22 protein-coding genes and 3 tRNA genes are annotated in these 24,433 nt (G+C 53.7%); 14 read left to right on the plus strand and 11 right to left on the minus strand.

The genetic code is table 11. The features are described from left to right. From RJ53_RS07355 to RJ53_RS07370, 4 genes are all read right to left on the minus strand, one after another. On the minus strand, window positions 1–441 hold a 441-nt coding region (locus RJ53_RS07355), incomplete at its 3' end, for a Fic/DOC family N-terminal domain-containing protein (RefSeq protein WP_281412434.1). 316 nt (window positions 442–757) lie between these two features. Next, window positions 758–841, minus strand: a tRNA-Ser gene (locus tag RJ53_RS07360). A gap of 31 nt (window positions 842–872) precedes the next feature. Further along, entirely contained in the window at window positions 873–1,766 is an 894-nt protein-coding gene (locus RJ53_RS07365) for an RNA-guided pseudouridylation complex pseudouridine synthase subunit Cbf5 (protein WP_211530983.1), read from the minus strand. Continuing rightward, on the minus strand, window positions 1,763–2,449 hold the full coding sequence (locus RJ53_RS07370; RefSeq protein WP_211530984.1) for a uroporphyrinogen-III synthase: 687 nt from the start codon (window positions 2,447–2,449) through the stop codon (window positions 1,763–1,765). The genes RJ53_RS07365 and RJ53_RS07370 overlap by 4 nt, the downstream gene beginning before the upstream one ends. A gap of 62 nt (window positions 2,450–2,511) precedes the next feature. Here RJ53_RS07370 and RJ53_RS07375 point away from each other — a divergent pair, with 62 nt between their 5' ends. Continuing rightward, window positions 2,512–3,729: a tripartite tricarboxylate transporter permease gene (locus tag RJ53_RS07375; RefSeq protein ID WP_211530985.1), complete on the plus strand. Its 1,218-nt coding sequence runs from the start codon at window positions 2,512–2,514 to the stop codon at window positions 3,727–3,729. On the opposite strand, the gene RJ53_RS07380 is transcribed toward RJ53_RS07375, so the two are convergent. Beyond that, complete coding sequence (locus RJ53_RS07380) at window positions 3,726–4,649, minus strand: calcium/sodium antiporter (protein ID WP_211530986.1); 924 nt, start codon at window positions 4,647–4,649, stop codon at window positions 3,726–3,728. The genes RJ53_RS07375 and RJ53_RS07380 overlap by 4 nt on opposite strands. Window positions 4,650–4,705: 56 nt before the next feature. Between RJ53_RS07380 and RJ53_RS07385 the strand changes: the two genes are divergently transcribed. Together RJ53_RS07385 and RJ53_RS07390 are read left to right on the plus strand one after the other, a co-directional pair. Beyond that, complete coding sequence (locus tag RJ53_RS07385) at window positions 4,706–5,566, plus strand: NOP5/NOP56 family protein (protein ID WP_211530987.1); 861 nt, start codon at window positions 4,706–4,708, stop codon at window positions 5,564–5,566. Continuing rightward, window positions 5,563–6,180 (plus strand): fibrillarin-like rRNA/tRNA 2'-O-methyltransferase, encoded by a 618-nt coding sequence (locus tag RJ53_RS07390; RefSeq protein WP_211530988.1) that lies wholly within the window; start codon window positions 5,563–5,565, stop codon window positions 6,178–6,180. Before RJ53_RS07385 ends, RJ53_RS07390 begins: the two co-directional genes overlap by 4 nt. Window positions 6,181–6,190: 10 nt before the next feature. Here RJ53_RS07390 and RJ53_RS07395 read toward each other — a convergent pair whose 3' ends face one another. Then, a complete protein-coding gene (locus RJ53_RS07395; protein WP_211530989.1) occupies window positions 6,191–6,361 on the minus strand; it encodes a hypothetical protein in 171 nt (56 codons plus the stop codon). A 35-nt stretch (window positions 6,362–6,396) separates the two neighbouring features. Between RJ53_RS07395 and RJ53_RS07400 the strand changes: the two genes are divergently transcribed. Continuing rightward, window positions 6,397–6,642 carry a fibrillarin-like rRNA/tRNA 2'-O-methyltransferase gene (locus RJ53_RS07400; protein ID WP_211530990.1) on the plus strand — a complete coding sequence of 82 codons (246 nt, stop codon included), beginning with the start codon at window positions 6,397–6,399 and terminating at the stop codon, window positions 6,640–6,642. A 61-nt stretch (window positions 6,643–6,703) separates the two neighbouring features. Here the strand turns inward: RJ53_RS07400 and RJ53_RS07405 are convergent, their stop codons facing one another. Next, window positions 6,704–7,042 carry a hypothetical protein gene (locus tag RJ53_RS07405; protein ID WP_211530991.1) on the minus strand — a complete coding sequence of 113 codons (339 nt, stop codon included), beginning with the start codon at window positions 7,040–7,042 and terminating at the stop codon, window positions 6,704–6,706. Between the two features lie 293 nt (window positions 7,043–7,335). On the opposite strand from RJ53_RS07405, the gene RJ53_RS07410 reads away from it, so the two are divergent. Both RJ53_RS07410 and RJ53_RS07415 read left to right on the plus strand, forming a co-directional pair. Next, on the plus strand, window positions 7,336–8,052 hold the full coding sequence (locus tag RJ53_RS07410; protein ID WP_211530992.1) for a DUF1614 domain-containing protein: 717 nt from the start codon (window positions 7,336–7,338) through the stop codon (window positions 8,050–8,052). A 104-nt stretch (window positions 8,053–8,156) separates the two neighbouring features. Then, window positions 8,157–8,396 carry a hypothetical protein gene (locus RJ53_RS07415; protein ID WP_211530993.1) on the plus strand — a complete coding sequence of 80 codons (240 nt, stop codon included), beginning with the start codon at window positions 8,157–8,159 and terminating at the stop codon, window positions 8,394–8,396. A gap of 882 nt (window positions 8,397–9,278) precedes the next feature. On the opposite strand, the gene RJ53_RS07420 is transcribed toward RJ53_RS07415, so the two are convergent. Both RJ53_RS07420 and RJ53_RS07425 read right to left on the minus strand, forming a co-directional pair. After that, window positions 9,279–9,351 (minus strand) — tRNA-Gln (locus RJ53_RS07420). Between the two features lie 223 nt (window positions 9,352–9,574). Further along, on the minus strand, window positions 9,575–10,300 hold the full coding sequence (locus tag RJ53_RS07425; RefSeq protein ID WP_211530994.1) for a thymidylate synthase: 726 nt from the start codon (window positions 10,298–10,300) through the stop codon (window positions 9,575–9,577). Between the two features lie 589 nt (window positions 10,301–10,889). On the opposite strand from RJ53_RS07425, the gene RJ53_RS07430 reads away from it, so the two are divergent. From RJ53_RS07430 to RJ53_RS07450, 5 genes are all read left to right on the plus strand, one after another. After that, window positions 10,890–13,373 (plus strand): MEMAR_RS02690 family S-layer glycoprotein, encoded by a 2,484-nt coding sequence (locus RJ53_RS07430; protein ID WP_246496039.1) that lies wholly within the window; start codon window positions 10,890–10,892, stop codon window positions 13,371–13,373. A gap of 156 nt (window positions 13,374–13,529) precedes the next feature. Beyond that, complete coding sequence (locus RJ53_RS07435; protein ID WP_211531065.1) at window positions 13,530–13,700, plus strand: hypothetical protein; 171 nt, start codon at window positions 13,530–13,532, stop codon at window positions 13,698–13,700. Window positions 13,701–13,816: 116 nt separating this feature from the next. Then, window positions 13,817–15,355, plus strand: a complete 1,539-nt coding sequence (locus tag RJ53_RS07440) for an AMP phosphorylase (protein ID WP_211530996.1) — start codon at window positions 13,817–13,819, stop codon at window positions 15,353–15,355. 27 nt (window positions 15,356–15,382) lie between these two features. Beyond that, a complete protein-coding gene (locus tag RJ53_RS07445) occupies window positions 15,383–16,774 on the plus strand; it encodes a carboxypeptidase regulatory-like domain-containing protein (RefSeq protein ID WP_211530997.1) in 1,392 nt (463 codons plus the stop codon). Between the two features lie 82 nt (window positions 16,775–16,856). Then, window positions 16,857–19,679, plus strand: coding sequence for a VWA domain-containing protein (locus RJ53_RS07450; protein ID WP_211530998.1), 2,823 nt, complete (start codon window positions 16,857–16,859; stop codon window positions 19,677–19,679). Window positions 19,680–19,681: 2 nt separating this feature from the next. On the opposite strand, the gene RJ53_RS07455 is transcribed toward RJ53_RS07450, so the two are convergent. Then, window positions 19,682–19,753 (minus strand) — tRNA-Arg (locus RJ53_RS07455). Between the two features lie 94 nt (window positions 19,754–19,847). Between RJ53_RS07455 and RJ53_RS07460 the strand changes: the two genes are divergently transcribed. Together RJ53_RS07460 and RJ53_RS07465 are read left to right on the plus strand one after the other, a co-directional pair. After that, entirely contained in the window at window positions 19,848–20,288 is a 441-nt protein-coding gene (locus tag RJ53_RS07460; RefSeq protein ID WP_211530999.1) for a dCTP deaminase, read from the plus strand. Further along, window positions 20,275–21,228, plus strand: coding sequence for a DUF128 domain-containing protein (locus RJ53_RS07465; protein WP_211531000.1), 954 nt, complete (start codon window positions 20,275–20,277; stop codon window positions 21,226–21,228). Before RJ53_RS07460 ends, RJ53_RS07465 begins: the two co-directional genes overlap by 14 nt. A gap of 2 nt (window positions 21,229–21,230) precedes the next feature. Here the strand turns inward: RJ53_RS07465 and RJ53_RS07470 are convergent, their stop codons facing one another. Further along, on the minus strand, window positions 21,231–23,204 hold the full coding sequence (locus RJ53_RS07470) for a tubulin/FtsZ family protein (protein ID WP_211531001.1): 1,974 nt from the start codon (window positions 23,202–23,204) through the stop codon (window positions 21,231–21,233). A gap of 233 nt (window positions 23,205–23,437) precedes the next feature. Here RJ53_RS07470 and RJ53_RS07475 point away from each other — a divergent pair, with 233 nt between their 5' ends. Next, a complete protein-coding gene (locus tag RJ53_RS07475; RefSeq protein WP_211531002.1) occupies window positions 23,438–24,424 on the plus strand; it encodes a 5,10-methylenetetrahydromethanopterin reductase in 987 nt (328 codons plus the stop codon). Window positions 24,425–24,433: the final 9 nt, after the last annotated feature.

Below are 24,433 nucleotides of genomic sequence, written 5' to 3' on the forward strand. Positions count from 1 at the left end.
CCTGCCTGTTAGATCGTGAATTAAAAAGCGATGAATCTCATTAATCAGATTCAGAGTGAGTGGCGAGAACTCCAGTTTCTCTATACCATGATGAAGTGCTTTGATGTAATTCAATACTTCCTGTATCTCGTTGATGTCGTCTTTTGGACGCATATGGGCTTCGAATTCAAGAACTCCCTGAAGTGATGCCTGCGTCCCCTCGATCTGAGAACTTAACAATGCCTCTTTCTTGATGTACATCGCCACGAAGAGATCGGGGTTTGGGAGTACCTGGGTGACTCCGTCAAGGCGGGCCAGAGCTCCATCGGCTTTCGATAACAGATAGAGAAGCCCCTCATCGAAAACCAGATCCCCTGGGGGTAAAGGGTGGGGGATAAAGGCTTCATATCCGCCTTTCTGGCGGACGAAAACCCCTGCCCGATTATCGGAATATTTTCCCATATGTGGTATTTCAATGTGTAATACTATAAAGTGTCTTGTAAGTCAACCTATGTTGACTTAGACGACTACACCTCTCTCTAACGCAACCAGACGTGACTTACATGCCACAAAGCCATGTAAGTCAATCTAACTTGACGTAGCAGAACCCCTCCTCTCCTAAGGTATCATACCTTGAGTTAGAGAAACAGTATATCTGACTTAGAAAGGGGATAGTAAATAATGGGTAATGCCTCGCTGATTATTCCATCAGGTATCTTCCTGCCATAGAATGAATAATGGATGAATGATCAGGTTGTACAGAAAAGTGATTTCAAAACGCTGAGGGGGAGATTTGAACTCCCGAGAGACAAATGCCTCACGAGGTTTCCAGCCTCGCGCCTTCCCGCTAGACTACCTCAGCAAAAGATGCAGTAAACTAATTGTCCGGGCTATTACTTAACTCTGCTCTTCTTCGTCCAGCCACGGGGATACCTGCCGGGATCCATCAGGTTCGATTTCGGGCGTGCAACGATGCCATGCTTTCCGGGTTTACACCGATCTGATCCGACACGTGCGGTTCCAAGGCCGACGATCTCGCCCGCTTCTGTCATGAATGCGACCGTCTCGCCTTTGGCGAATGTACCGCATGAGAGAATACCGGCACCGGCGAGCTGTGCTCCCCTGCAGACTGCATCAACGGCGGTATCGCGCAGGACGATCCTCGGGATCTCGCCGACTGCCCGTTCCAGCGGGAGGATCATCTTCCCGAGTGCTTCGGGGTCGCCCTCATCTGCACGAGCCTTTGCATCGGCAAGTTCGTGGAGGGTATGGGCGTCCGCCTCGGTGAACCCACCGGACGAGGTCCGGCGCAGCTCCGCCATCTGCCCCCGAACCCCGAGTGCAAGGCCGATATGGACACAGAGGCTCCTGATATAGGTGCCTGCTTCGCACCGGACCCTGAGGAGAACAAGCCTCCCCTCGACATCAAGGACCTCGATTGCATAGATCGTCCGGATGCGGAGTGCCCGTTTCACCGCACTCCGGCGTGGAGGTCGCTGGTAAATCCTCCCCTGGAATTCAGCGACCGTCTCTTCGATCTTCTCCCGTGGCACATCTCCGTGGAGTTCGAGCACGCAGATATACTCCTTCTCATGGGCAAGGAGGTGCTCTGCGATCTTCACGCCCCGGCCGAGCATCACGATCAGGACACCGGAGACCATCGGATCGAGTGTGCCCCCCTGCCCGGTCCGGACACCGAGAATATCGCGGACCCAGGCGGCCACCTCATGGCTCGTCGGACCCGGCGGCTTGTCGATGACGACGATACCGGAGAGTTCGGTGGTCATGATCGCCTCTCCCTGAGATAGGTATTCAGGGCTTCAAGGGTGCCGGTCATCGATCCATCCCCGATGACGGCGGGCTCAACGCCTCCCTTCCGCATTGCATCTGCGGTGATATCCCCGATAGCAATTGGCAGGATACCTTCTTTTCGGTCCCAGTTTGCCATGGTGAAGGAGTTTGCACTGGTGAAGAGGATCGCGTCAGCCCCTTCGAGATCGAGTGGGTTGTTTGTCTGAATCAGCCCATAACACCGGTATTCATAGGCAATTCCGCCTGCATCCTCTATCGCCCGGATCAGCCCGGGATTGGGGACGTCCGCACGTGGAATGCCGATCGCCTTCCCATCAATCCAGTCGCCGAGATACGGGACGAAGTCACGTGAATAGAAGGTGGGGAGTGTCTCAGCGGAGATCCCGCCATCCTCCAGAACCCGTGCCGTCTGGGGGCCGATGGCAACAACCCGTGCCTCAGTCCTGAGGAGTGGAGCGATCAGCTCAGCGGGAAGCGCGCTTGTGAAGAAGATACAGTCGAAGGCGCCACGGTTCGCCTCCAGTACAAAGGCCTGCACCTGGGTATCATAGACATCTGAACGGAGGGGAGAGACGATCCGGCAGCTGTGGCCGTATTGTTCACAGGTTGCCTCGTCTCTGCCCGCCTTCTCCGGAAGCCGTGTCACCGCGATGATCATTATCTATCTGTAGGAGCGGATGGATGATATTCTTGTCCTCTCCGGGTTAATCTCTTAATTATATGGAGGGTATCCTCATCGGGGCATGCATCGGGGTGCTGCTTGGAACGATCAGCGGATGTACCCCCGGTATTCATGCAAATACCATGGCAGGGATCCTCCTTGGAGTTCATCCGGCTCTCCTGATCCTCTTTGGCCCGTCCGTCTTTGCCGCGGCGGTGACGGCGACACTTGTGACACACACATTTCTTGATGCCGTCCCCTCCACCTTCCTCGGGGTTCCGGATCCCGATACCGCCATCGCGGTCCTCCCTGCCCATGATCTCTGCATGAAGGGGCTCGGTGAGGAGGCTGTCAGGATCGCAGCCCTCGGATCTGCTGCCGGGGCGGGATTTGGGCTCGTCCTCTTCCCCCTCTTCTTTTACCTCCTCCCCCCGTTTCAGCCGTATCTCGACTGGTGGATCGGCCTCCTCCTCCTCGCTGTCGCCGGACTGCTGGTTATCCGGTCTGAAGCTCCTGAATGGGCGGCGGCCATCCTTGCCGTCTCCGGGGTGCTTGGATCCTTCACGATGGCATACTCCCACCTCTCCTGGCAGGTCCTCCCCGGCGGAAGCCCGCTTCTCCTCCCCCTCCTCACCGGCCTCTTCGGCCTGCCGATCCTGCTGAAAGGTGCCGAAGGGACAATTCCCGAACAACGATTTACAGAGATAAGGATGAACCGCAGGGAGATTGCCGGATCCGCCTGTGCGGGAACGGTTGCCGGTGCCATCGTCGGGTGGATGCCGGGCTTCTCGAATGCAACCGCCAACGCCGTCCTTGCTTCCTTTATCTCCTATACCCGGCAGGGGCGGGGATATATCCTTGCGACCTCCGCGGCGAATACCGCCAATGCCTTCCTCGGGATCGCCGCCCTCTATGCCCTCTCGCGTGCCAGAAACGGGGCGATGGCTGCTGTGGCGACGGAAATGCTCCCCCCGGTCCTCACTCTCGTCTCTGCAGGAGCTATCGCCGCAGTCATCGCCTATCCGCTGACGATCCTTGCATCAAAAGGTTCCCGCTATCTTGTCAGGGTCAATGTCAGGCGGCTGAACCTCTCCGTCATCATCTTCCTCGTCCTCCTGACAGCTGTTGTCACCGGGCCGTTTGGCCTCCTTGTTCTTCTTCTGGCAACAGCCATCGGGATGGTGCCGCCCCTCGTCTCGGTGCAGCGGGTCTTCTGCATGGGGGCGATCATGGTCCCGATCATGATCTGGTCGATCCTTGGAGTTCCTCTCTTCTAAAAAATACCGGTGAGATGGCTGATATAGACAAAATATCCGATGAGAACGGCCACGGAGATGGGGCGGGTGAGCTTCTCTCCTGCCATGGTGATCGGAACTGCCGCAAGGGAAAAGAGTGCCATCATCAGGAGATCGCCCCTCTCGTCAAGAGGGATGGGGGTGATGATCGCGATGATCCCCATCACAAAGAGGAGGTTGAAGATATTGCTCCCGAGGAGGTTCCCGACCGAGATCCCGCCCTGCCCTTTTGTGATGGCGACGATCGAGGTGGCAAGCTCGGGGAGCGATGTCCCGACGGCGACGATGGTCATGCCGATGATGAAGGCGGGGATCTCGAGGGCAACCGCAATCCCGATTGCTGATGTGACGACGAGATGGGCGCCGATGATGACGGCGGCAATACCGCCCCCAGTCAGGATATAGTCGAGGTATCCTCTCCTTGTTTGGATCTCTTCCCCTGTCTCCCGCCCATCCCAGAGCGATCGGAGGATGAGAATAAACCCGATGAGCAGGATGATCCCTGATCCCATTGAGAGGGTTCCAGACCATGCGAGGATACAGAAGAGGGCGGTTCCGCCAAGCATCAGGCCTGTCTGCTTCCCGATTCCGCTGTTTTTGGGATCACGGGGATTGAGGATCGCCGGGTTGAGGATCCCGCAGATGGCGAGGACGAGGGCAATGTTTGCGATATTGCTCCCGATGATATTGCCTGTTGCAATGCCGGGGCTTCCGGTGAGCGCGGCATTCGCGCTGACCACAAATTCAGGGAGTGATGTGCCGAATGCCACGACGGTAAACCCGATAAGCGCAGGGGATATCGAAAAACGGGATGCAAGCCCTCTCCCTCCACCGACGAAGAGATCTGCACCCTTGATGAGGAGGATCATGCCGACAATGAAGAGGGCCACTTCGATGAACATCACAGGATGATCTGGTCGCCGGATATATAGGTTCTGAGGTGATACACTCATCTACGATGGAGTACTGGTTTGGAAGCATCGATGGCACCGGGGTCTGCCGGCCTGCAGACGGCGGGGCGCCGGAGCTGCTGGCGAGGGTGCGATCACTCGTTACAGATATGCGGGTATTTCACCCTCTGACAGAAGAGCTGATTGAAGGCTGTGGCATCTTCTCTGACAGAAGGGAGTATATCAGACAGCTTCGTGAGGTGACGATCCTCCATGCCCGCGAGGTGATCGCAGATGCTGCCCAGGAGAAGGATGCCGAACTCCTCCAGATGGTCCGGATGCTCGATCAGATGGATGAGGTGATCAACCTCCTGACCGAACGGCTTGTCGAATGGTACCAGGTGACTGATCCATCCTTCTCATCGAAGAGTAGAAAAGGGGCTGGCAGGCGTATTCTCCCGAGGATCACAAAGAGCAGATCGCCTCCCCTTCGCGGGGTTGCCCGTGAGATCGAGGAGCTTGGGGAGGCACGCAAACGGCTCGCCACCGAGGTTTCACGGCGTGCCGGGAGTGTCATTCCGAATATGAGCGAGCTTGTCGGCGGGCTTGTTGCGGCCAGGATCATGGCCCGTGCCGGAGGGTTGACCCCCCTTTCCCGGATGCCCGGCAGTTCTGTCCAGGTCCTCGGTGCCGAGGCGGCCCTCTTCTCGCATATCCGGCAGGGGTCGCCATCGCCCAAGCATGGTCTCATCTTCCAGCACCGGCGGGTGCATAATGCCCCGCGGGAGGTCCGGGGGCAGGTTGCCCGGATTCTTGCCGGAAAGCTGGCGATCGCCGCACGGATCGACTTCTATCGCGGGTCGCTCGATCCCGACTTCATTGCTGATGCCCAGGAACGGATCGATGCCGCATCCGGAGGTGCCCAATGATCCGGATCGATGGCAACCTCGTCTCCCCCGGACCGGGCGGGGTCTATAATGAGCGGATGGCACAGGGATACCGGGTCTGGGATCCCTACCGCTCGAAACTCTCTGCACTCAGCATGCTCGATCCAACGATCGATCTCACCGCGGATATGCGGGTCCTCTATCTCGGGGCGGCAAATGGCACCACCGTCTCCCATGTCGCCGACTATGTCGATGTTGTCTATGCCGTCGAGTTTGCACCCCGTCCGCTCCGGGATCTCCTTGCCGTCTCTGAGAAGCGGAAGAATATTGTCCCGATCGCAGGCGATGCGACCCGGCCTGACCGGTATGCACCATTTGTTGAGATGGTGGATCTCCTGTACCAGGATGTGGCACAGCCTGACCAGGCCGGTATCCTCATCAAGCATATACCGTTTCTGAAGGCCGGGGGTACTGCGATCCTGATGCTGAAGACACGGTCGGTTGATATCAGGCAGACGCCGGAGGCGGTCTTTGCAGAGACGATAACAAGGCTCACCGATTCCGGGCTCCGGGTGGTGACGAGCTGCTGGCTTGAGCCGTATCATCATGATCATGCGGCGATCGTGTGTGGTGTTGATCCGGCGGGGATGTCGTAGGTGGCCGCATTTATTCCTTTTGGCTGATGAGGGCTCTTTTGAGCTGAAGATGCTCAGTAAGCCCTTTTTTCAGGTTGTGTACTGCCTCCTCCTCAGTCAGGCCCTGATCAGCAACATGCGTAAGAAGATCAATAGCCACGTAGAATTTTCCTTCCCTGTGTACTTCGATGAGGGTTTTCATACTATCTGGAGTATCTCTGTATCTTTCCAATCATAATGGCTCTCCGTCTCTTCTGCCCCTCTCATATCAGGCATATACCGTTTCTGAAGGCCGGGGGTACTGCGTTCCTGATGCTGAAGACCCGGTCGGTCGATATCAGGCAGACACCGGAGGCGGTCTTTGCAGAGACGATCGAACGGTTTATCGATTCGGAATTACGGGTGGTGACGAGCTGCTGGCTTGAGCCGTATCATCATGATCATGCGGCGATTGTGTGTGAGCATGATGCCTCATCCCGGTGATTACCGGGATGATATTTGCACCTCTTGTTGGCAATCTCTGGAGAATGTTAAAGAATTGGTGTTATTTTGATGCTACAGTTACTGAGGCGGCCCTGGTGATCGTCTTCTTCCCGCCACGGGCCCCGGTGGCTGTTAACGTCGGGAAGAAGGTCTTTCCGGTGTATTTTCCTCGTGGTGGCCGGACATACTCGTAACGGTGCGGGATCTCGACAGAGTCCTGGCCTTCGGTGGTCTCATGCGTCTCTGGCAGCGTTCCATCCCCGAAATCAATGACAATCGTTTTAACGGCATCGGGACCGCTATCCGGGTTGTACCGGATCAGCCAGACGTGTGTATCGCCACTTGTAATGTCTGCTCGTGCGGGAGTCAGAACAAGTGACGGTTCAAGGATATTGGTCATAATCGGATATTGATATTTTATAATTATATATTTCTATCTTTTGCCGTATTCACTGGTTTTGATCAGAATGAAGATCTCCATAGGGTCATCAGGGAATAAATCAACGGGGAAGGAACCAGCCAGGAGGTCGAATGCAAGGAGATGACAAGCATGAAGAAAGAGAGATCTCCGGGTCATTCAGAGGTAGTATCGGTATCATCTTATAATCGCTCCACGTAAAGATGATATATTCTGCGGAGTGGCAGGATTCTGGTTCCTGCTGTTTATCTCCTGCACGACTGTATGTGGTCTGTATGCAGCGATACATCTTCAATCCGTTCTCAATCCTGATGGTGATCATCCTCATCGTTGCGGTGATCATCCTCCTGCCCCTCCTCTTCCTCGGGCTGATCGGGGGTGCCCTCACGAACCTCGGGTTCACCTGGCTCCAGGCGATCGCCCTGATCATCCTGATTCTTGCCGGGAGCCTGGTGAATATCCCGGTGACCACCCTCCGGGAGGAGGCACCCGCACCCCCGCAGCCGCCGAGGGGCCAGTTTGCCCCTTCGCTCTATGAGGGGATGTACCGGGTCCAGCCGCCGGCGAAGACGACACGTATTGCGGTAAATGTCGGCGGCGCCATTATTCCGGTCCTGATATCCATGTACCTCCTCTTCCATACCGTGGTGATTGAGGGCGACCTTCTTCGTCTCGCTCTTGCCGGGGTGGGGGTCCTCGCGGTCGCCATCCTGACGAACCGGGTTGCCCGTCCCATACCTGGGGTCGGGATCAGCACACCGTTCTTCATCCCCCCGATTGCCGCCCTCGTCTGCGGAATCCTGCTCGGCGGCAGTGGGATGGGCTCGGTGGTGATCGCGTATGTGAGCGGCACCCTCGGGACCCTCATCGGTGCCGATCTCCTCAACCTGAACAAGATGGGGGGGCTTGGTGCCCCGGTCGTCTCGATCGGTGGTGCGGGGACGTTTGACGGGATCTTCCTCGCAGGGATCATCGCGGCGTTTCTGGCGTGAGGGATTTTCAAGAGATTACTGCTTGATGAATTTGGTTTTTCTATCTTCGTTATTACAAGTTGTTATGTGCAACCTTAATGTATTATGGGCTCTTATAGATTATTATGACGCAAGGGATGACCACCATAGAGATCTCACGATCTGATAAAACGAAGCTCGATAAATTCCGTCGCTATCCAAAAGAACCCTATCGTCTGGTTATTCACCGTCTTCTTGAAGTGGTGGAGGATACTGAACCTCTTACAGATGAGGAGATTGCCGAGATCCGGGAATCTCTCGAAGAGATCGAAAGAGGTGAGTATGTTACACATGAGGAACTGAAGCGTGATCTGGGGCTTGAGTGATTCAGTGTGATTTTTACTCTTCGTTATTCGAAAAAAGCTCAAAAGGCTATTAATAAAGTGTCTGCAACGGATGTTCGGCGAATAGTGGGGGCTCTTGAAGACCTTTCAGAAGAGGAAAGGCCGGAATTGTTTGTGAAACGTCTGACCGATTCTCCATTATATTCTCTCAGGGTTGGCGTATATCGGGTGATTTTGTCAATCAGTCATGATCAATGTGTGATATTGGCAGTGAAGCTGGCTCATAGGCGAAATGCCTATCGTGATCATTAACAGGTGCTCGCTTTTTGTAATAGTTGAAATGTATTTCAGTTCTTCATCACAGAAATACAATCTCATACATCGGGAAAGACCTCGCCAATTGAGTGATATCTGCCCCGCTTATCAACTGTTTTCAAATGATTCAGTATGTTCTCAACATCCCAGTTTTCGTTGTCTTCGGGTATCCGGAGTGCCTGATCTGCCATTTCAGAAGTGAGGGGATCATGTGTCTGGCTACGCCGTCGTAACCGGGAGATTTTCATCCGGGTCCCGCGGCTTATTGATAGGGTTGTCCTGGAGCTGTCAGATGCCATGGTATATCATTGAGAGCAGGCAGTCTTAGTAATTGTTCCTGATCCTTTGTATCCGGGGATTGAAGAAAGGCGCACTGTGTTCAGATATAAAGCCTGTCGGGATATTCTGAGAAACCCGTATGTGAGCTATTATTCCGGTCAGTCTGAGGCTATCCCTTTCTCCATCTATCCTCTGCATCCCCGTTTGTATAAACTCACATACGGTTTATTGGAAGATCCGAAACAGGATCCACGATGGCTGACCCTGCCCAGGAACAATGGAAAAGCTGATACTTCACCCTCCGCAGAAGAGAAGTACCAAAAGAGAGAGTAGTCCGGAGCAGATTCGAACTGCTGTCGGGGGAACCAGAATCCCCCATGATTGACCCCTACACTACCGGACTATTGTGCCATACTATGTTATTCCTGATGCTTTATGAACCTGACGGATTATCACCGGCTAACCCCTGCATCACCGGCCATCCGGGAGGGGTTCCTCGCAGATCCCGCCGATGCCCGGCAGGATTTCCTATGTTCCTTCTCAGGATATATGTCGGCCATCCTTCCACCGCCGATCCGCCGTTCAACCTGGCCCGCTGCTCAGCACACTGCCAGTCTCCGGGTTTGCTACACCTGCTCTGCCCGGCCGCATCCCCTGCATGCTTTGCATACCTCCGCCTGCGGACGGATCAATTTTCCTTCCCCGCAGAAGGGGGGGATGTCTGCGATGTCGCGGCGGTAATAGATGTGTGGAACGAGCGAGATGTGGGTGTAGGCACCGACCGGGAGGCCTGCCCGCCCTGCGATATGCTCCTGGAGGCGGGCGAGTGCATACATATTTGCCCCTGCCGCCGAGAGCATATCATTTGACCGGAAGACGACCTTCATATCCAGCAGCCCGTCCCGCTGGACACACTGGATCAGCTGGAGGCAGGGGCAGTCGTCAAGCTCCTCATCGACCGGCGGGTTCCAGGTGACGGCGACCGCCCTCCGGGTGGCCGGCTCTTCGGTCAGCTTCCTGACGATATAGGCGATCTGGTCGGCATGCACCGCCACCCCTTCAACGACGTTCCCCTGCCCCCAGTCGAAGAGCCGGGAGTGATAATCGTACTCAAAGACTGAATCGGATCCGGAGATGAGATCCTCTGCATAGCAGTCGAGGAAGGCCTGCCGGAACCGGGAGGCGGCACTCGCCATCGGCAGGGCGAGCGGGTCCTCAACCCTGATCGTGACCTCGTCGGTCTCAAGCGTCTCCTCCCCGTTCTCGGTCCGCCGACCCCGCCCCTTCTCAAGGATGTGGGCGACGACGAGTTCATGGCCACGGGCGAGTGTTGCGGCACGGATGATCTTCATGATTATAGTAATGGCTGATGGGGGGTTAATAGTATTAAGGAAAAACAGAGGCTGGCGCTAACCATGAAGGAATTAAGGTACCCCGGATGACTGGTACTTTCGAGCGGTCTGCCTTCCTTCTGAGGGTTCGGTATCTTTCTGATTCTGTTCTGATTTCGATCGATGTCTGTGTTCTACCGCGCTATGCTACGCTTACTTATCAGGAACAGGGACAGGTCCCAGGGCTTATGGATGATAAGTTGTATGGTGTCGGTGCTATGAAGAATGTTGTTTAAGCGCTAATGGAATTTTTTCAGATTTCATTGGTCTGATCTGATCTCCCGTATTCTGATTTGGGAGGCTCTCCCTCCCTCCCCTCCATATCGGATTTGATCCGTTTTCGTCCCCTGTCAGCCCTCTGGCATATCCTGCCTCGGACTGGACACACCCTCGACCACAAAGGATATATTAAGTCCTCCACTAATATGGAAGCATATTCCGTTGATCGGAGTATGCAGACCGGTGAATCGGAATTCGGCATATGTCGAAGCCCGAAATCTGGTATGTAAGGTAATGACTGTTCATAATGAACAAAGGAGGAAATGATTTAATGACTAAGAGATTAACAATCGCAGTAATCTCGCTCCTTGCACTCGCCATGATTGCAATTCTCCCCGCAGCGGCAATAACTGTCGTTCCTGCCGGTGAGACTGTCTTCCGTGGTGAGGAAGGGATCGATATCTCTGCTGGAATACCTGTCGCAGGTACCCTTGCATGGTATGCACCAGGGTCAACCCCGGGAACTGATGCTCCGTCAAGAACCGTGAGCGTTGCTAACCCCCTGAACTTCTATGTAGATCCATCTATGGAAGAAGGTTCATGGTATACAATGCCAGTTGCGGTTGGTGCTAATGCAGCAATTCTTGTTGCAGACCCCGCAATTGATGTGCAGCTCCGCCGTGGAACCACAAGTGTCAATGATGCAACAGTCATTCGTGGCGATCTCCTGAACTTCAGGATCACATCGAACCTCGATGCATTTGCAAACCGTGGTGCACCATCCGCAGCTCCAACCCGTATCCGCGTCACCGATCCAAATGGCAACGTCTATACCAGCCTTGTTGGTGATGTTGCTGGTGTTGCAACCACCTTCGATCTGACAGCTACTGGTGGTAACACAGATGTCAACACCAACCCATTCGCTGTGGCTGCCGGTGCAACTGTCTGGGACACAGCAGCAGCTCCGTACTCACGCGGTACCTACACCTATAAGGTCGACTGTAATGCAAATGGCATGAATGACAACTATGATGTCACCGGCAAGACCGTCTCAAAGACCTACTCGGTCACCATCGCAGATGATGATCTTATCATCACCTCGAACAAAGACACCGTCGTCCGGAACACTGACTTTGCAATCACAATCGAGGCCCGCCCAAGCACAGACTATGTCCTCTGGGTAAAGGGAACCTCAAGCCTCGCCGCAGCTGACGTTCCGGCAATTAAAGCCGGTCAGCAGGGTGTTGCACTTGATGCAGGCGTAGGTTCTGCAGGTCGTAATGCAGGTCTTTACACCTTCGCTGCAGCCCAAACCGTTGGAGCAGATGTTCCCGGTGGTCTTGCAGTTGGTTCGCAGTTCTATGCAATGGTTTCAACAGCTTCCTCAGGAAAGAGGACCGTTGGTTTCTCAACCGACCAGAACACCAAAGATCAGAGCTTCACCATCCGGACAGACCGCTATGTTGCACCAGGTCCTTCTGGCGACTACGATGAAGTAAAGGTCCGTGTCGAGAAGGGTGACGTTACCATCACCGCCTCAGGTGACCGGAGCTACTACATCGGTGAGGAAGTCACCTTCTCTGGTGTCAACACCGACTCAAGCAACGTCTACCTCTTCATCACCGGCCCGAACCTTGCAAACAATGGTGCACGGCTTACTGATCCATCACTCGCAGTTATTGACACCAATGCTGCAACCTTCGTTGAGCGGACCGTCCGTGGCGACGACACATGGGAGTACAAGTGGGATACCTCCGGCGCTCCACTCGATGCCGGTACCTACACCATCTATGCAGTCGCTGACCCAAGAGACCGCAACAACCTTGCAAACGTCAAATACGCAACAGTCTCTGTTGTTGTCCGCAAGGGCTTCGTCTCTGCAACCGCCTCCCAGGCTGCTGTTGCAAAGGGAGACAGCCTCTATGTCCGTGGAAACGCTGAAGGCAACCCATCACCGGGTGTCGCTATCTGGGTTCTCGGACGCAACTTCTATGCACGTGCCACCCAGACCGTCGAAGATGATGCAAGCTTCGAATATGAACTGACAGGCGCTGCAACACAGGGCATGGCTTCAGGCCAGTACTTCGTCGTTGTTCAGCACCCGATGGGCAACAACCGCTTCGATGTTGTTGAGACCGTCGTTGGTGGAACTACCTTTGCAAACATGCTCGGTATTGTGCCAGCTGTGGGTATCGCATCCACCGACTACTTCCCGGTTCTTGGACCTGGACGTCTTCAGGGATCTGACGCCGCAGAAGCGCTCATTCAGCTCATGAACAACCCGAATGTCGATGACACCTACACCAAGCTGACCTTCCTCGTTGAAGAGCCATGGATCCGGATCGACTCGATCGCTGACAAGTTTGTCGGATCGACCTTCACCATCTCCGGAACCACCAACCTTGGTGTTGACAATGACCTCCTCGTTGAAGTGACCTCTTCAGCCTTCCAGCCAACTGACAAGACCGTCAGCGCAGAATTCTCTGGCGCATCCGGAACTGTCAAGGTTGTGCAGGGTGACGCAGGCTACAACACCTGGTCATTCGAAGTCGACGCAACAGGATTCACACCTGACGAGTACATCGTCACTGTCGAATCAATTGAGGCCGATGCTTCGTCAACCACCACCTTCAACGTCCTTGAGGGTGCCCCGGTTACCCAGCCACCGGTCACAACACCACCTGTAACCACACCACCAGTGACAACACCACCGGCAACCCAGCCACCTGAGGCCCCAGAGACTCCAGGATTTGGTGCACTGATTGCAATTGCAGGTCTTGGTGCGGTAGCGTTCCTCGTTCTTCGCAGGAACTAAACCCACTAACTAACCTTTTTCTTTTCTTTTCAGAACGTTTTCAGAGTGGAATCGTTTATTCAGCTCATGAGACGGGTTGCACCTGTCCGGGTTCCGGCAAACTCCGATGCTCATCCAGAAAGGATATCGTCTTTTAGACCAGATGGAGCATCAATCATGCATGACAGGAAGAATCGTATCGCCAATGGGAATCTCCCCATTATTCGCACTCCTGTGACACCTCTCTCCGAATGCACGGGGGAGATGGTCGAGAAAGAAAAGAAACAACAACTTGTTGAGGATATCAGGCGTATTCAGGAGACGGAAGAGTTAGTGGAGCTCTTCTGATCAGGTACGCTCCTGCCGCTGAATTCAAATCCCCTCCTCCCGAACAAACCCGGCAACCATTATCCCTGCAAAGGACGAGATCCTGTATCACACCGGAATAACCGGGGGTAGTATGCATGGTTCGTCTTACTGGCAAAGTACTTGATATCGAATACCGCGGTGTCCTTCTCAACCGGGATGATGCCCGTACCATCGGCGTCCTTGATGGGGATCGCGTCGAGCTGATCAATGAAGAGAAGAAGACGGTTGCACAGGCATTTGTGACAACGACGGCAACCATGCTCCAGCAGGGTACTGCCGGGGTGTACCAGGTGACGAACCGGCGGCTGCAACTGGAGGGCGGCGAAGCAATTGAGATCCGTGCAGTCGGCCGCCCCGCATCCATCGACTTCATCAAGAAGAAGATGGACAAAGGAAAACTCACGATGGAAGAGACCCAGACGATCATCCGTGAGATCGTTGATGATACCCTCTCGCCCGGAGAGATCAGTGCCTATCTCGTTGGTACCTATATCAACGGCCTTGATATGGATGAGATCGAGTATCTCACCCGGTCTGCGGTGAACACCGGGGAGAAGCTCTCGTTTGCCTCGCACCCGATCGTCGATAAACACTCGATAGGCGGTGTCCCCGGAAACAAGATCACCCTCCTCGTCGTTCCGATTATCGTCGCCGCCGGGCTGAAATGTCCGAAGACCAGCTCACGGGCGATCACCGGGGCGGGCGGGACAGCTGACCTGATGGAAGCTATCGCTCCGGTCGCTTTCTCAGCAGAAGAACTCCAGTCGATGACCGAGAAGGTCGGCGGCGCCATCGTCTGGGGGGGTGCAACCAATATCGCACCTGCGGACGACAAGATCATCCTCTACGAATATCCCCTCAAGATCGACCCGCATGGCCAGATGCTCGCCTCGGTGATGGCGAAGAAGTTTGCTGTCGGTGCCGATCTCGTCGTCATCGATATTCCGGTCGGCCGTTATGCCAAGGTAACAACCGTTGAGGAAGGGCGTAAGCTCGCTCGCGATTTCATGGAACTTGGCGACCGGTTGGGAATGCGGGTTGAGTGTGCCCTCACCTACGGCGAAGCGCCGATCGGCCGGTCAATCGGAGTAAACCTTGAGGTGGCAGAGGCCCTGCGGATCCTCAAAGGAGAAGAAGGACCGGACTCCCTCATTCAGAAGAGTGCTGTCATCGCCGGTATCGCCCTTGAGATGGCAGGGAAAGTCCAGGCAGGTGAAGGAACCGCATCAGCACTTGATCTTCTCACCTCCGGGAAGGCCGATGCCATGATGCAGAAGATCATCGAGGTGCAGGGCGGCGACCCGGCCGTCACCGCTGAGGATCTCCCGCCCGGAGATCACTCATTCACGGTGAACGCACCGGAGACGGGATATGTCGTCGAGATGAACAATCGCGCCTTAATCACCATAGCCAGAGCCGCAGGTGCCCCTCATGATCATGGGGCCGGCATCCACCTGCATAAGAAGCAGGGCCAGCATGTCAAAAAGGGTGATCCCATCTTCACCATCCATGCCGATCGCAGCTGGCGGCTTCAGAAGGCACTTGAAGAAGGTCGCCGTCTCATGCCGGTTGTGGTGGAAGGGATGCTCATCGACCGGGTGCCGGGCAATTACTGGCGTACACCGATGCACTAATAGCATTGAATGGTTCATTACCTGTATATGAGTTCTCTTCGGTTCATCCTGGCTCTCCTCCTGCTTATGGCTCTGGCAGCGACGGCACAGGGTGTTGTAACCCTGCAGATCACCGTTGAAGATACACAGGGGAATCTCCTCTCCGGTGCAGATCTCTATGTCGGGGGTTCATATATTGGAACGACCGGTTCAGCAGGCACCTTTGCATATATTCATTCCGAATCTTCGAGTTTCAACCTCCGGGTAAGTAAGAGCGGGTATGAGACGAAAACAGCAACCATCTCCTCATCACAGACTGCGGTGACCGTCTCCCTCGCGCGCTCAACTGCCATCCTGACCGTCGAAGTGTATGATGAGAACGTTGCCCCGCTCCGAAACGCTATAGTACGGATTGTCGGCCCTGATCAGGAGAAGACAGGTGAAACCTCATCTGACGGGAGAGCCGTCTTTACGCTGAACCCGGGTGAAACATACCAGATCTTTATATCCGCCCTCAACTATCGTGATGTTCAGAGGAGTGTTCAGTTTACAGAGCAGACCGAGCCGATCAGGGAGAGGATGCTCCGATCGGATCAGTTTGCCTTCAGGATTACAGATGCAGAGACCGGCCAGCCGATCAGCGGTGCGGAGATCAGTATCGATAATGCCGTCCGTGGCGTGACAAATGCTGATGGAACATTTCTCGATTATCTCAGGCAGGGCAACCAGTATGACATAACGGTGAGGAAACCCGAATATCAGACATATTCAACGAGACAATATATCTCAGGTGATCAGCAGGTCCTCACGATCACCTTACAGACTGCATACCACTCTCCCTTCGTCTCGGTCTTCGACCCGGATCTTCGGACAGTTGAGGGTGCGGATATCTTCCTTGATGGTCTCCTCCTCAGGAAGACTGATGTGTACGGCAGGGCGTCCTTAAACCGTCTCGCTGCCGGTACCTACCTCCTTGAGATCCGAAAGAGCGGATTTGCAGACTACAGCGAGGAGATCACCGTCTCTGAAGATTCCCTCGACTTCATCATCAATCTCAGGTATACCGCTGTGCCGGCCCGGGTGGTGGTTGAAGACCCTTCACACACCATCATCAGTGATGCAGTGATCGCCGTCAATGGTGGGACAGGTGGAATGACAGGTGCAGATGGCTCATTAATCCTCTCTCTCACACCTGGGAGGGAATACCTCCTGACGGTGACAAAAGACGGGTACCATCAGACAGAGACGACGATCAGTATCCCGGCCGGAACCCCGCCCGAATCGTTCACTGTTACCCTTGAACCTGGTCTCAACCTTCCCCTTCTCGTTGTCGGCGTAGTGCTCATCGTGATCGTCATTCTCGCCGGGATAATCCTTGTCAGAAAGCGAAAGGGGAGATCGGGAAGTACATCCTCAGGTCGGCGAAAGGGAGGTTGGTAGGTATTGAAAAGATAATCAAACCTATTAAAATCAATTTTTAAAAAACACAATTAATAAATACCTGGAGCAAGTAGTATATCGTATGGGTCTACGCCTCGTTGCGCTCATCCTTCTGCTGATCATAGCAGCACCTGCTCTGGCATCGGTCACTCCGGATACCGTCTTCCTTCAATCAGATACAGAGTGGCTCATTGCAGGGTCGGCCGGGTATGCAACAATCACCGCAACCGTCAGCAACGAAACCTCGCCACTCCCCGCTATTCCGGTCACCTTCTCCCTTGATGATCCCGCAATGGGAACACTCAGTGCTGCCTCCACCTCGACCAATGGTGAAGGGAAGGCAACCGTCCGGTTCACTCCGGCAACCATCAGTGGCGATGCCGTCATCCGGGTCTCTGCCGGATCTGATCCCATAGAAACTACTATAGTCCAGATGATTGATCATGGTGTTCCCAAAGCCATCGCCAATCTCACGTATCCCCGTGAGGCAACGGTAGGAACAACTGTTCTGCTATCCCTCACCCTCCGCGATGAATACGGCAACCCTGTCGATGATCGCCGCATCAGCGAATCCGTCACCCTGACCGCAAGCTCTGCAGGCGAGGGATCAGCGTTTACCGCAACAGGGAACAGAACTATCACCCTCCCCGTCGGGCCGGAAGGCTTCATCAGCACAGAGCTCGCTCTCGATACCTATCCGGGTGATCATATCATATCTATCGATCCTTCACCAGAAACTATCGTGGCCGAATGGTTTAGCATTGTTGCGATCGCAAACGGAATACCACATGATGTGAGTTATGTCGTCTCTCCGGTCACCGGAACAGCACCTGCAGACGGGGAGACCAGATTTACCATCAGGTATTATTTCTCTGATGAATATGCGAATCCTGCCGGTGCACAACAGATCAACTACCATGTGACCGGCCCGGCAGGCATACAGGAAGATACGTTCACAACCAGCGCACTTGGTGAGATCGCACTGACCTATGGACCTCTCTCAACAATAGGGACATTTGAGATCACCTGTTCTCCGGTGGAAAACCCGGCGTTCAACAATACCATCACTCTGACCTTCCATAACAGTGAGCCGGTTGAAATGCTCCTGACTGCAAATCCCCAGATGATAGCAAGCCGTGATGCGAATCCCGATGCCAGGGCGGATATCAGGGCAAAAGTCATCGACAAACGTGGTCATCCTGTTGCTGGAGAAGAAGTGACCTTTACGATCCTTCCAGGTGCAACAGACGGGTTCAGCCAGGATCCGGAACTCTCGATCATCAATTCGGTGACCAATGAATATGGCTTTGCCATCGCTCATCTCTACCCCGGCGACTTTACCCAGGACTGGACCAACGAATCTTTTAACCCCAGGGCAACCGGAACCGCTACCATCCATGCACAATGGAATGAACAGGAAGATGATATCGCCATCACCTGGAAAAATTATCCCTTCCTTAGTATCAGCACCATGATCGAACCCGAGACGGTCAGGGTGAATGAAACCATCAACGTCACAATCCAGATCTCCGGGGATGGCTGGTTCCTCCAGTCCGGCAGCAAAGTGGATGTTGTTCAGGTGATTGATGCCTCCGGTAGTATGAGTGCCGGTGACATAGATCCTGACCGGATGAGTGCGGCACAGTCTGTCACAAAAGAGTTTACTGATCTGATCCTCGATATTGCCGGGAATCGTGTCGGGATCTTTTCATCCGCCAACACCATCACCCTCGAAGAAGAACTCACTGCGGATAAAAGCCTGATACATGAGGCAATTGACGGTTTATCTGCAGGTGGAAGGGGAAGTCTGATGCGGGCAGGCTGTTATCAGGCAATCCACCATCTGGAGTATAACAGCAGGCCGGGGGTGGTAAAGGCTGTTATCCTGCTTGGGGATATGAACAGCTGGAACCCAAAAGGCAACCATCTTGGTGATGAATATCATTTTGATAATCTCCGTGTCTATGCGCTTGAACAGGATGTCCGGATCTACGCGGTTATGCTGGCTGCACAGGAGACTTCAGACACATACCAGACATCTGTAAACTTTTCTGAAGCCACAGGTGGCAGGGCGTTCAATGCAGCTAATTATGTGGAGCTGATGGACGCCTACCTTGAGATCGCCGAGGAGCTCTCCCATGAAGCCGGTGTCAACACCACAATGCAGCTCTCTCATGAGAATGTCAAAGTCAACCAGGCCGATCATCCTGGTGGCGATGTCTTTGACTATATCCCACAGACAGTGATTACGAACCGGTATCATAATGGGACCGTCACAACGACCCTGATTGATCAGATCGATGACTGGAACGGGATAACGCCTCCTGTAGAGAACGCCCCTGCAAACAGTCTCTTCTTTGATATCGGCACAATTCATCTCGGTCAGAGATGGGAGGCACGGTACCAGCTCCGTGTCCTGGAGGAGGGAACAATCGATATCTTCGATCCCAGCTCAGTGGTAACCTTTGAAGATGCTCCTGAGGATGGGCAACCGCTCCAGACGACATATATCAACGCACTTCCTCAGATTGGAGAGATTCAATTGCAGGATCTCCCACTTGCCATAATAAATCTCAGATCCACGGGATCAGGCCATATAAGCACGACCCTCCCTGTTGAATGGGATCTTGAATATGGGGGATCGGGCGAGGTCACGCAGCAGATCTGGTGTACCGTTGTTGATCCGATGATTCATGCCACCTTCGGGTTTACCGGACCATATCAATGGGAACTTGCTGATACACGGGATGGATCCGCACGAAGTATCACCCTTGATGTGGAGGGAATGAATGGCATCTGTCTCATCAGAATTGATGCATCCGCGCCTGGTTCGCCGGATGACAGGGCCGAGATCGCCGTGCCGGTTGGTGCTGCCTCAGGCCAGGCATACATAAAAATCGAGTGAAACGGATCCACCGGGAATCGAACCCGGGTCCTTGGGTTCGAAGCCCAAGAGGATATCCTCTACCCCATGGATCCAGAATGCGATTATACCATATGTTATGAAACTATTTAGATGCCGATCCTGGATCATCCGACATTCTTAACCTCCTCCCTGCTGATATAATAGGTGATGGTGCTATCAGCGGGAGTGATCCGCAGCCGGCTTGGAGAAGATAGTGGGAGAGGGGATCTGGTCATCACGCCATTTGATGATGCCTGCCTTCAGCCTGCCTCGTATGATCTCAGGATCTCTGAGGAGACCCTTCTTATCAGGGGTCAGTGTACACTCGTTCCAACACTCGAATGGGTTGAGTTGCCCTCAGACATCGCTGCCACCCTCAGAGGACGCTCATCATATGGAAGGAGGGGCCTCCTTCTGGGTGCAGGGTATGTTGATCCCGGCTTTCGGGGGCAGTTGACGCTCTGTTGCACAAATATGGGAACTGAGGATATTCTTCTCGCGCCACATACGCGGCTTGTCCAGATGATCCTTCATGAGGTGACTGGTGGCGGGGATCTCTATAATGGCAGGTACCAGGACAGCAGAGGAGTTGTTCATGCGAGAGACTGATCCGGGGACCGAACGAAAATGTCTCGAGATACTCAGGATTCTTCGGGAATCGCCGGATCCGATGGGTGCCAAGCACCTCTCCGAGCTGATGGCCGAGCAGGGATTCGTCCTATCCGATCGCGCAGTCCAGTATTATCTCCAGAATCTTGATGAGATGGGGTTTACCCGGAAGGTCGGTAATCGTGGTCGAATCCTGACGAGCCTTGGAATTGCAGAGACGGAGAGCGCACTCGTCGGGGACCGGATCGGCTTTGTCATCTCAAAACTGGAGCGGCTTGCTTTCCGGAGCAGCCTCAACCCTGAGACCTGTACCGGCGATGTCGCGTATAATCTCTCATATGTTAAGGATGAGTATCTGGATATGGTATCAAACGCCTGTAATGAAGTGATCGCAGAGAAACTTGGTTTCTTTGGAACCTACACCTTCATCGACACCGATCCCAGAATACCCAAAGGTCATACCGGCCTTCTGACCCTCTGCAGTATCACGATGGATGGCGTCCTTCAACATCATGGAATACCAGTCAGGATGGCCTATGGTGGATGCCTCAGTGTCAATAAGACTGTGGCTGAAGGCTTCACACATCTCATTGGCTACAAGGGATCGACCGTCGATCCTCTTCAGCTCTTCATATCTGCGCAGATGACCTCGATTGGAGAGTATTGCCGGACAAAACGAGGGGTTGTCCTTGCAAATGTCAGAAATATTCCCACAGTTGCAGTGCCTGAGGCAACGGTGCTGATGATGCAGTTGCAATCAAATGGATTTCATATTCCTGCTGCCATCGGATCAGGTATTCTTGGAATACCGGGTGATCCCTATCAGTCCTCGATCATCAGTTATAGTGGCATGAATCTGATCGCACGTGTAACAGAATGTGGGATCAGAATGAAGACCGAGATTGGTGCAGGTACCATCCCGATATCACGTCTTCTCTGAACTTAGATCCAGGTGATCCCGCCGTCTTCTTCCTCATCCCTGATCGGAGGAGTCGGCTTCTTCTTCACTTCCGTCTCTTCCTGACGGGGTTTTGACTCATCTTTCATCTGAATTGAACCGGATTTGCCAAAGTATGCCGAATCATCAGGTTGTCTGCTCCGGGAGGCTGATGATCCCTTCCCCATCAGTATATCGTCGCGAGGCTGTGAGGTCTGGTTTTTAATCGAGAACATATCCTTTCCTTCAATCGAGGCATCCCGTGGCCTGGAAAAGTGTGATTTTAACGCGATTGCTTTTGCGTCAAAGGATCCGTCCCGGGCCTGCACCATCGGGCTTAATGAGAAGGACGCAATCTCGTTTCGACCCTTTTCGGTCGGGAGATCCTTCATGCGGACAGAACCTGCATCCATCGTCTGGTCCTTTGGTGATATCGGGCCGGCGATCCGCTCCTGACGGGAAATATCGGCGACCTCGCTCGCCTGCCGCCGGGGGAGGGTGATCATTCTTCGGTCGCCTCCACCCCCCCGGTCCGGAAGATGGATCTCGTCAGGAATCGTCTCTGTATGTCTCTCTGGTTCTGAAACCCGGTTTGTAGGGTCATCATCCGGCATGGAGTACTGCTGTTGCCCTGCTACCGGCTGATAGGGTGGAGGTGTCTCCATGGCCGGCTCTCGGATCCACTCCTGGACAGGCGGCTCTTCCTCTTCCTCCTCGTCGTGATGAAGGAGTGCCGCCCTCTCAGCCCTCTCCCGTGCCTTTCGTTCAAGTGCTTCCTTCTCCTTTGATAATTCTTCCCGCCGCTCTCTCTCCCCCTTCTCCTCTTCGATATAGATGCTTCGCATCTCTTTGATCTCATGAATTCTGGGTATGTTTTTAATGCCGGCAAGCACGATGATGACGCCCACGTATTTTGTGGAGATGACCGGGTAATCGCCTGCACGCATCTCAAGCCCGGATATACTTCGATCCACCCACTTGCGGACATTCTGAAATCCCTTCATCGATATTTCGTCACTTGGACCGGCAATCAGGACGAGTGCCTTCGTTGCACTGGTTAGATCACAGGGTACTGATATCTCCTGATATATCGCACGTTTGGAGAGCTCAACGATACGGGCTGCCCGCTTATGCCCGTCTTCATAGGCGTTATATCCTTTTCTAAACCGCCTGAGGAATCCAAGATTATCACGGGGAATAAGCTCGGTTGCGTACCCGATGGCGATCATCCCCATTCCTTTTAAAGTATTGAGCACTTCGCCAGCATCAAGGACCACTTCAGCAACAGGGTTTCCATTTTCAACAAACTCACCCGCGCGGAGAAGAAGACCAAAACGTCGTGCCAGCCGCTCATTAAGAATATTATTCCGATCACGGGGATTCAGGGTGATACCATCAATCTTATCTTCTGGTATGTCTTCTTCAGCATCGCCTGCGTGCTGGTCATCTGTTGTCCGCTCAAGACGGAGCATCTCGGTTGCAATCTTCTTGTACCATGTCTCGTTATCAAAGAGGATGCATCCGTCGACGACACCCTCGATAACCTCGATCTGGTCGGCTGCCCGGGCAGCAACCTTTTTTCCTTCACTCCGGAGAGGAAGGGTGAGAATCGCAAATATTGGCTCAAAGAAGGAATTTCTTACCTTCTCAACGATCAACGGGGCGGAATGTGCGAGCCGCCCGCCAAGACCGGTACAGATAATAATAGCATCGATCTCGATGGTGTTGCATCGCTGGATATGACCAACTACCTCGGCGATGTCAAGGATTTCACTCTCAGCTCCCGGAACACTCTCCTGAAGGGATGGAAGGACGATCCGTTGCGTATGAGGGATAGTACGGAGTTTATTGATGCTCTCATAATCCGTATCTATTGCAATCGCTTCGATACTATGAGTCCCGCTTCTCCGATCGTGATCAGCAAGTACATCTGCGATTCGTGATCCTGCCCCCCCCAGTCCGATGATAAGTGCTTTCATGGTTTTTGTCCGATCAGTAGTAGTAACAGATCTCTTTGTTTACACCGCAATCGTACTTTGATATTAACCCGCTGACATAAATCTTTTCAGTCCGAACTAAATCAGTTTATTCCTTTCTTTGGCTGTAATTCCCTCCTCTTTGTTCCATCTCCCTGATCGAAGGGATGTATATCAAGGTCAAATGATAATTTTTATAAGTATGTGTGAGTAATTACACATTAAGGTGAATTACCTTGAGCTATGGAATTGAATTTGTGCCTGGAAACCTCTCTGTCAAGCAGGTTGTAAACTACTGCAAACTGGCAGAGACGAAAGATATTGACTATGCCTGGATCACCAACCACTACAACAACCGCCACTGCTATCCAATCCTTGGAGCCATTGCGGCAGCAACAACCGAACTGAAGGTTGGTCCCGGTATCATGAACGCCTTTACCGACACCCCCGCGGCAATGGCATCGTTCATCTGCACCTTAAATGAGATCTCCGACGGACGGGCAATTATGGGCATTGGTCCAGGTGACCTGTCAACCCTCCCGAAGCTTGCAATCGACCCCGCAAAGCCAGTTGCACGACTTGCTGAGGCTGTAACTCAGATCAAAGCCCTTTGCGCCGGTGAAGAGGTCAAGAAGCAGGGTCTTGAGTTCTTCGACTATGATGGTGCAAAACTCACCGGTGTCCAGCTCCCCGGTAAGAAGGGTATCCCGATCTACATCGGTGCACAGGGTCCAAAGGTCCTTGAGCTCGCAGGAACAGTCGGAGACGGCGCACTCATCAACGCATCAAACCCCAAGGACTTCGATGTCGCCATCCCGATCCTGAAGGCCGCCAATGAGAAAGTTGGAAAGAAGGGATTCGATATCGGTGCCTACACCGCAATGTCCATCGACATGAACGAGAAGAAGGCGCGCAACGCAGCAAAGATCGTTGCAGCATTCATCGCAGCAGGTTCACCACCATCACTCCTTGAGCGCCACGGACTTGACCTGAACAACGTTGCAAAGATCAAAGAAGCACTTTCCCGGTTCGATTTCAAGACCGTCGGCGGTCTCGTCGGTGATGGTGAGATCGATGCCTTCACTATTGCAGGTACCCCGGACATCGTCAAACAGAAGTGCGAGGACCTGACCAAATCCGGTGTCACCCAGATCATCTTCGGATCCCCACTCGGTCCAGATATGGTCAACTCCATCCGTCTCCTTGGCAAGTACGTCGTATAGGCGCGAAAA

Source organism: Methanocalculus chunghsingensis, from assembly GCF_018132105.1.
GTDB lineage: Archaea > Halobacteriota > Methanomicrobia > Methanomicrobiales > Methanocorpusculaceae > Methanocalculus > Methanocalculus chunghsingensis.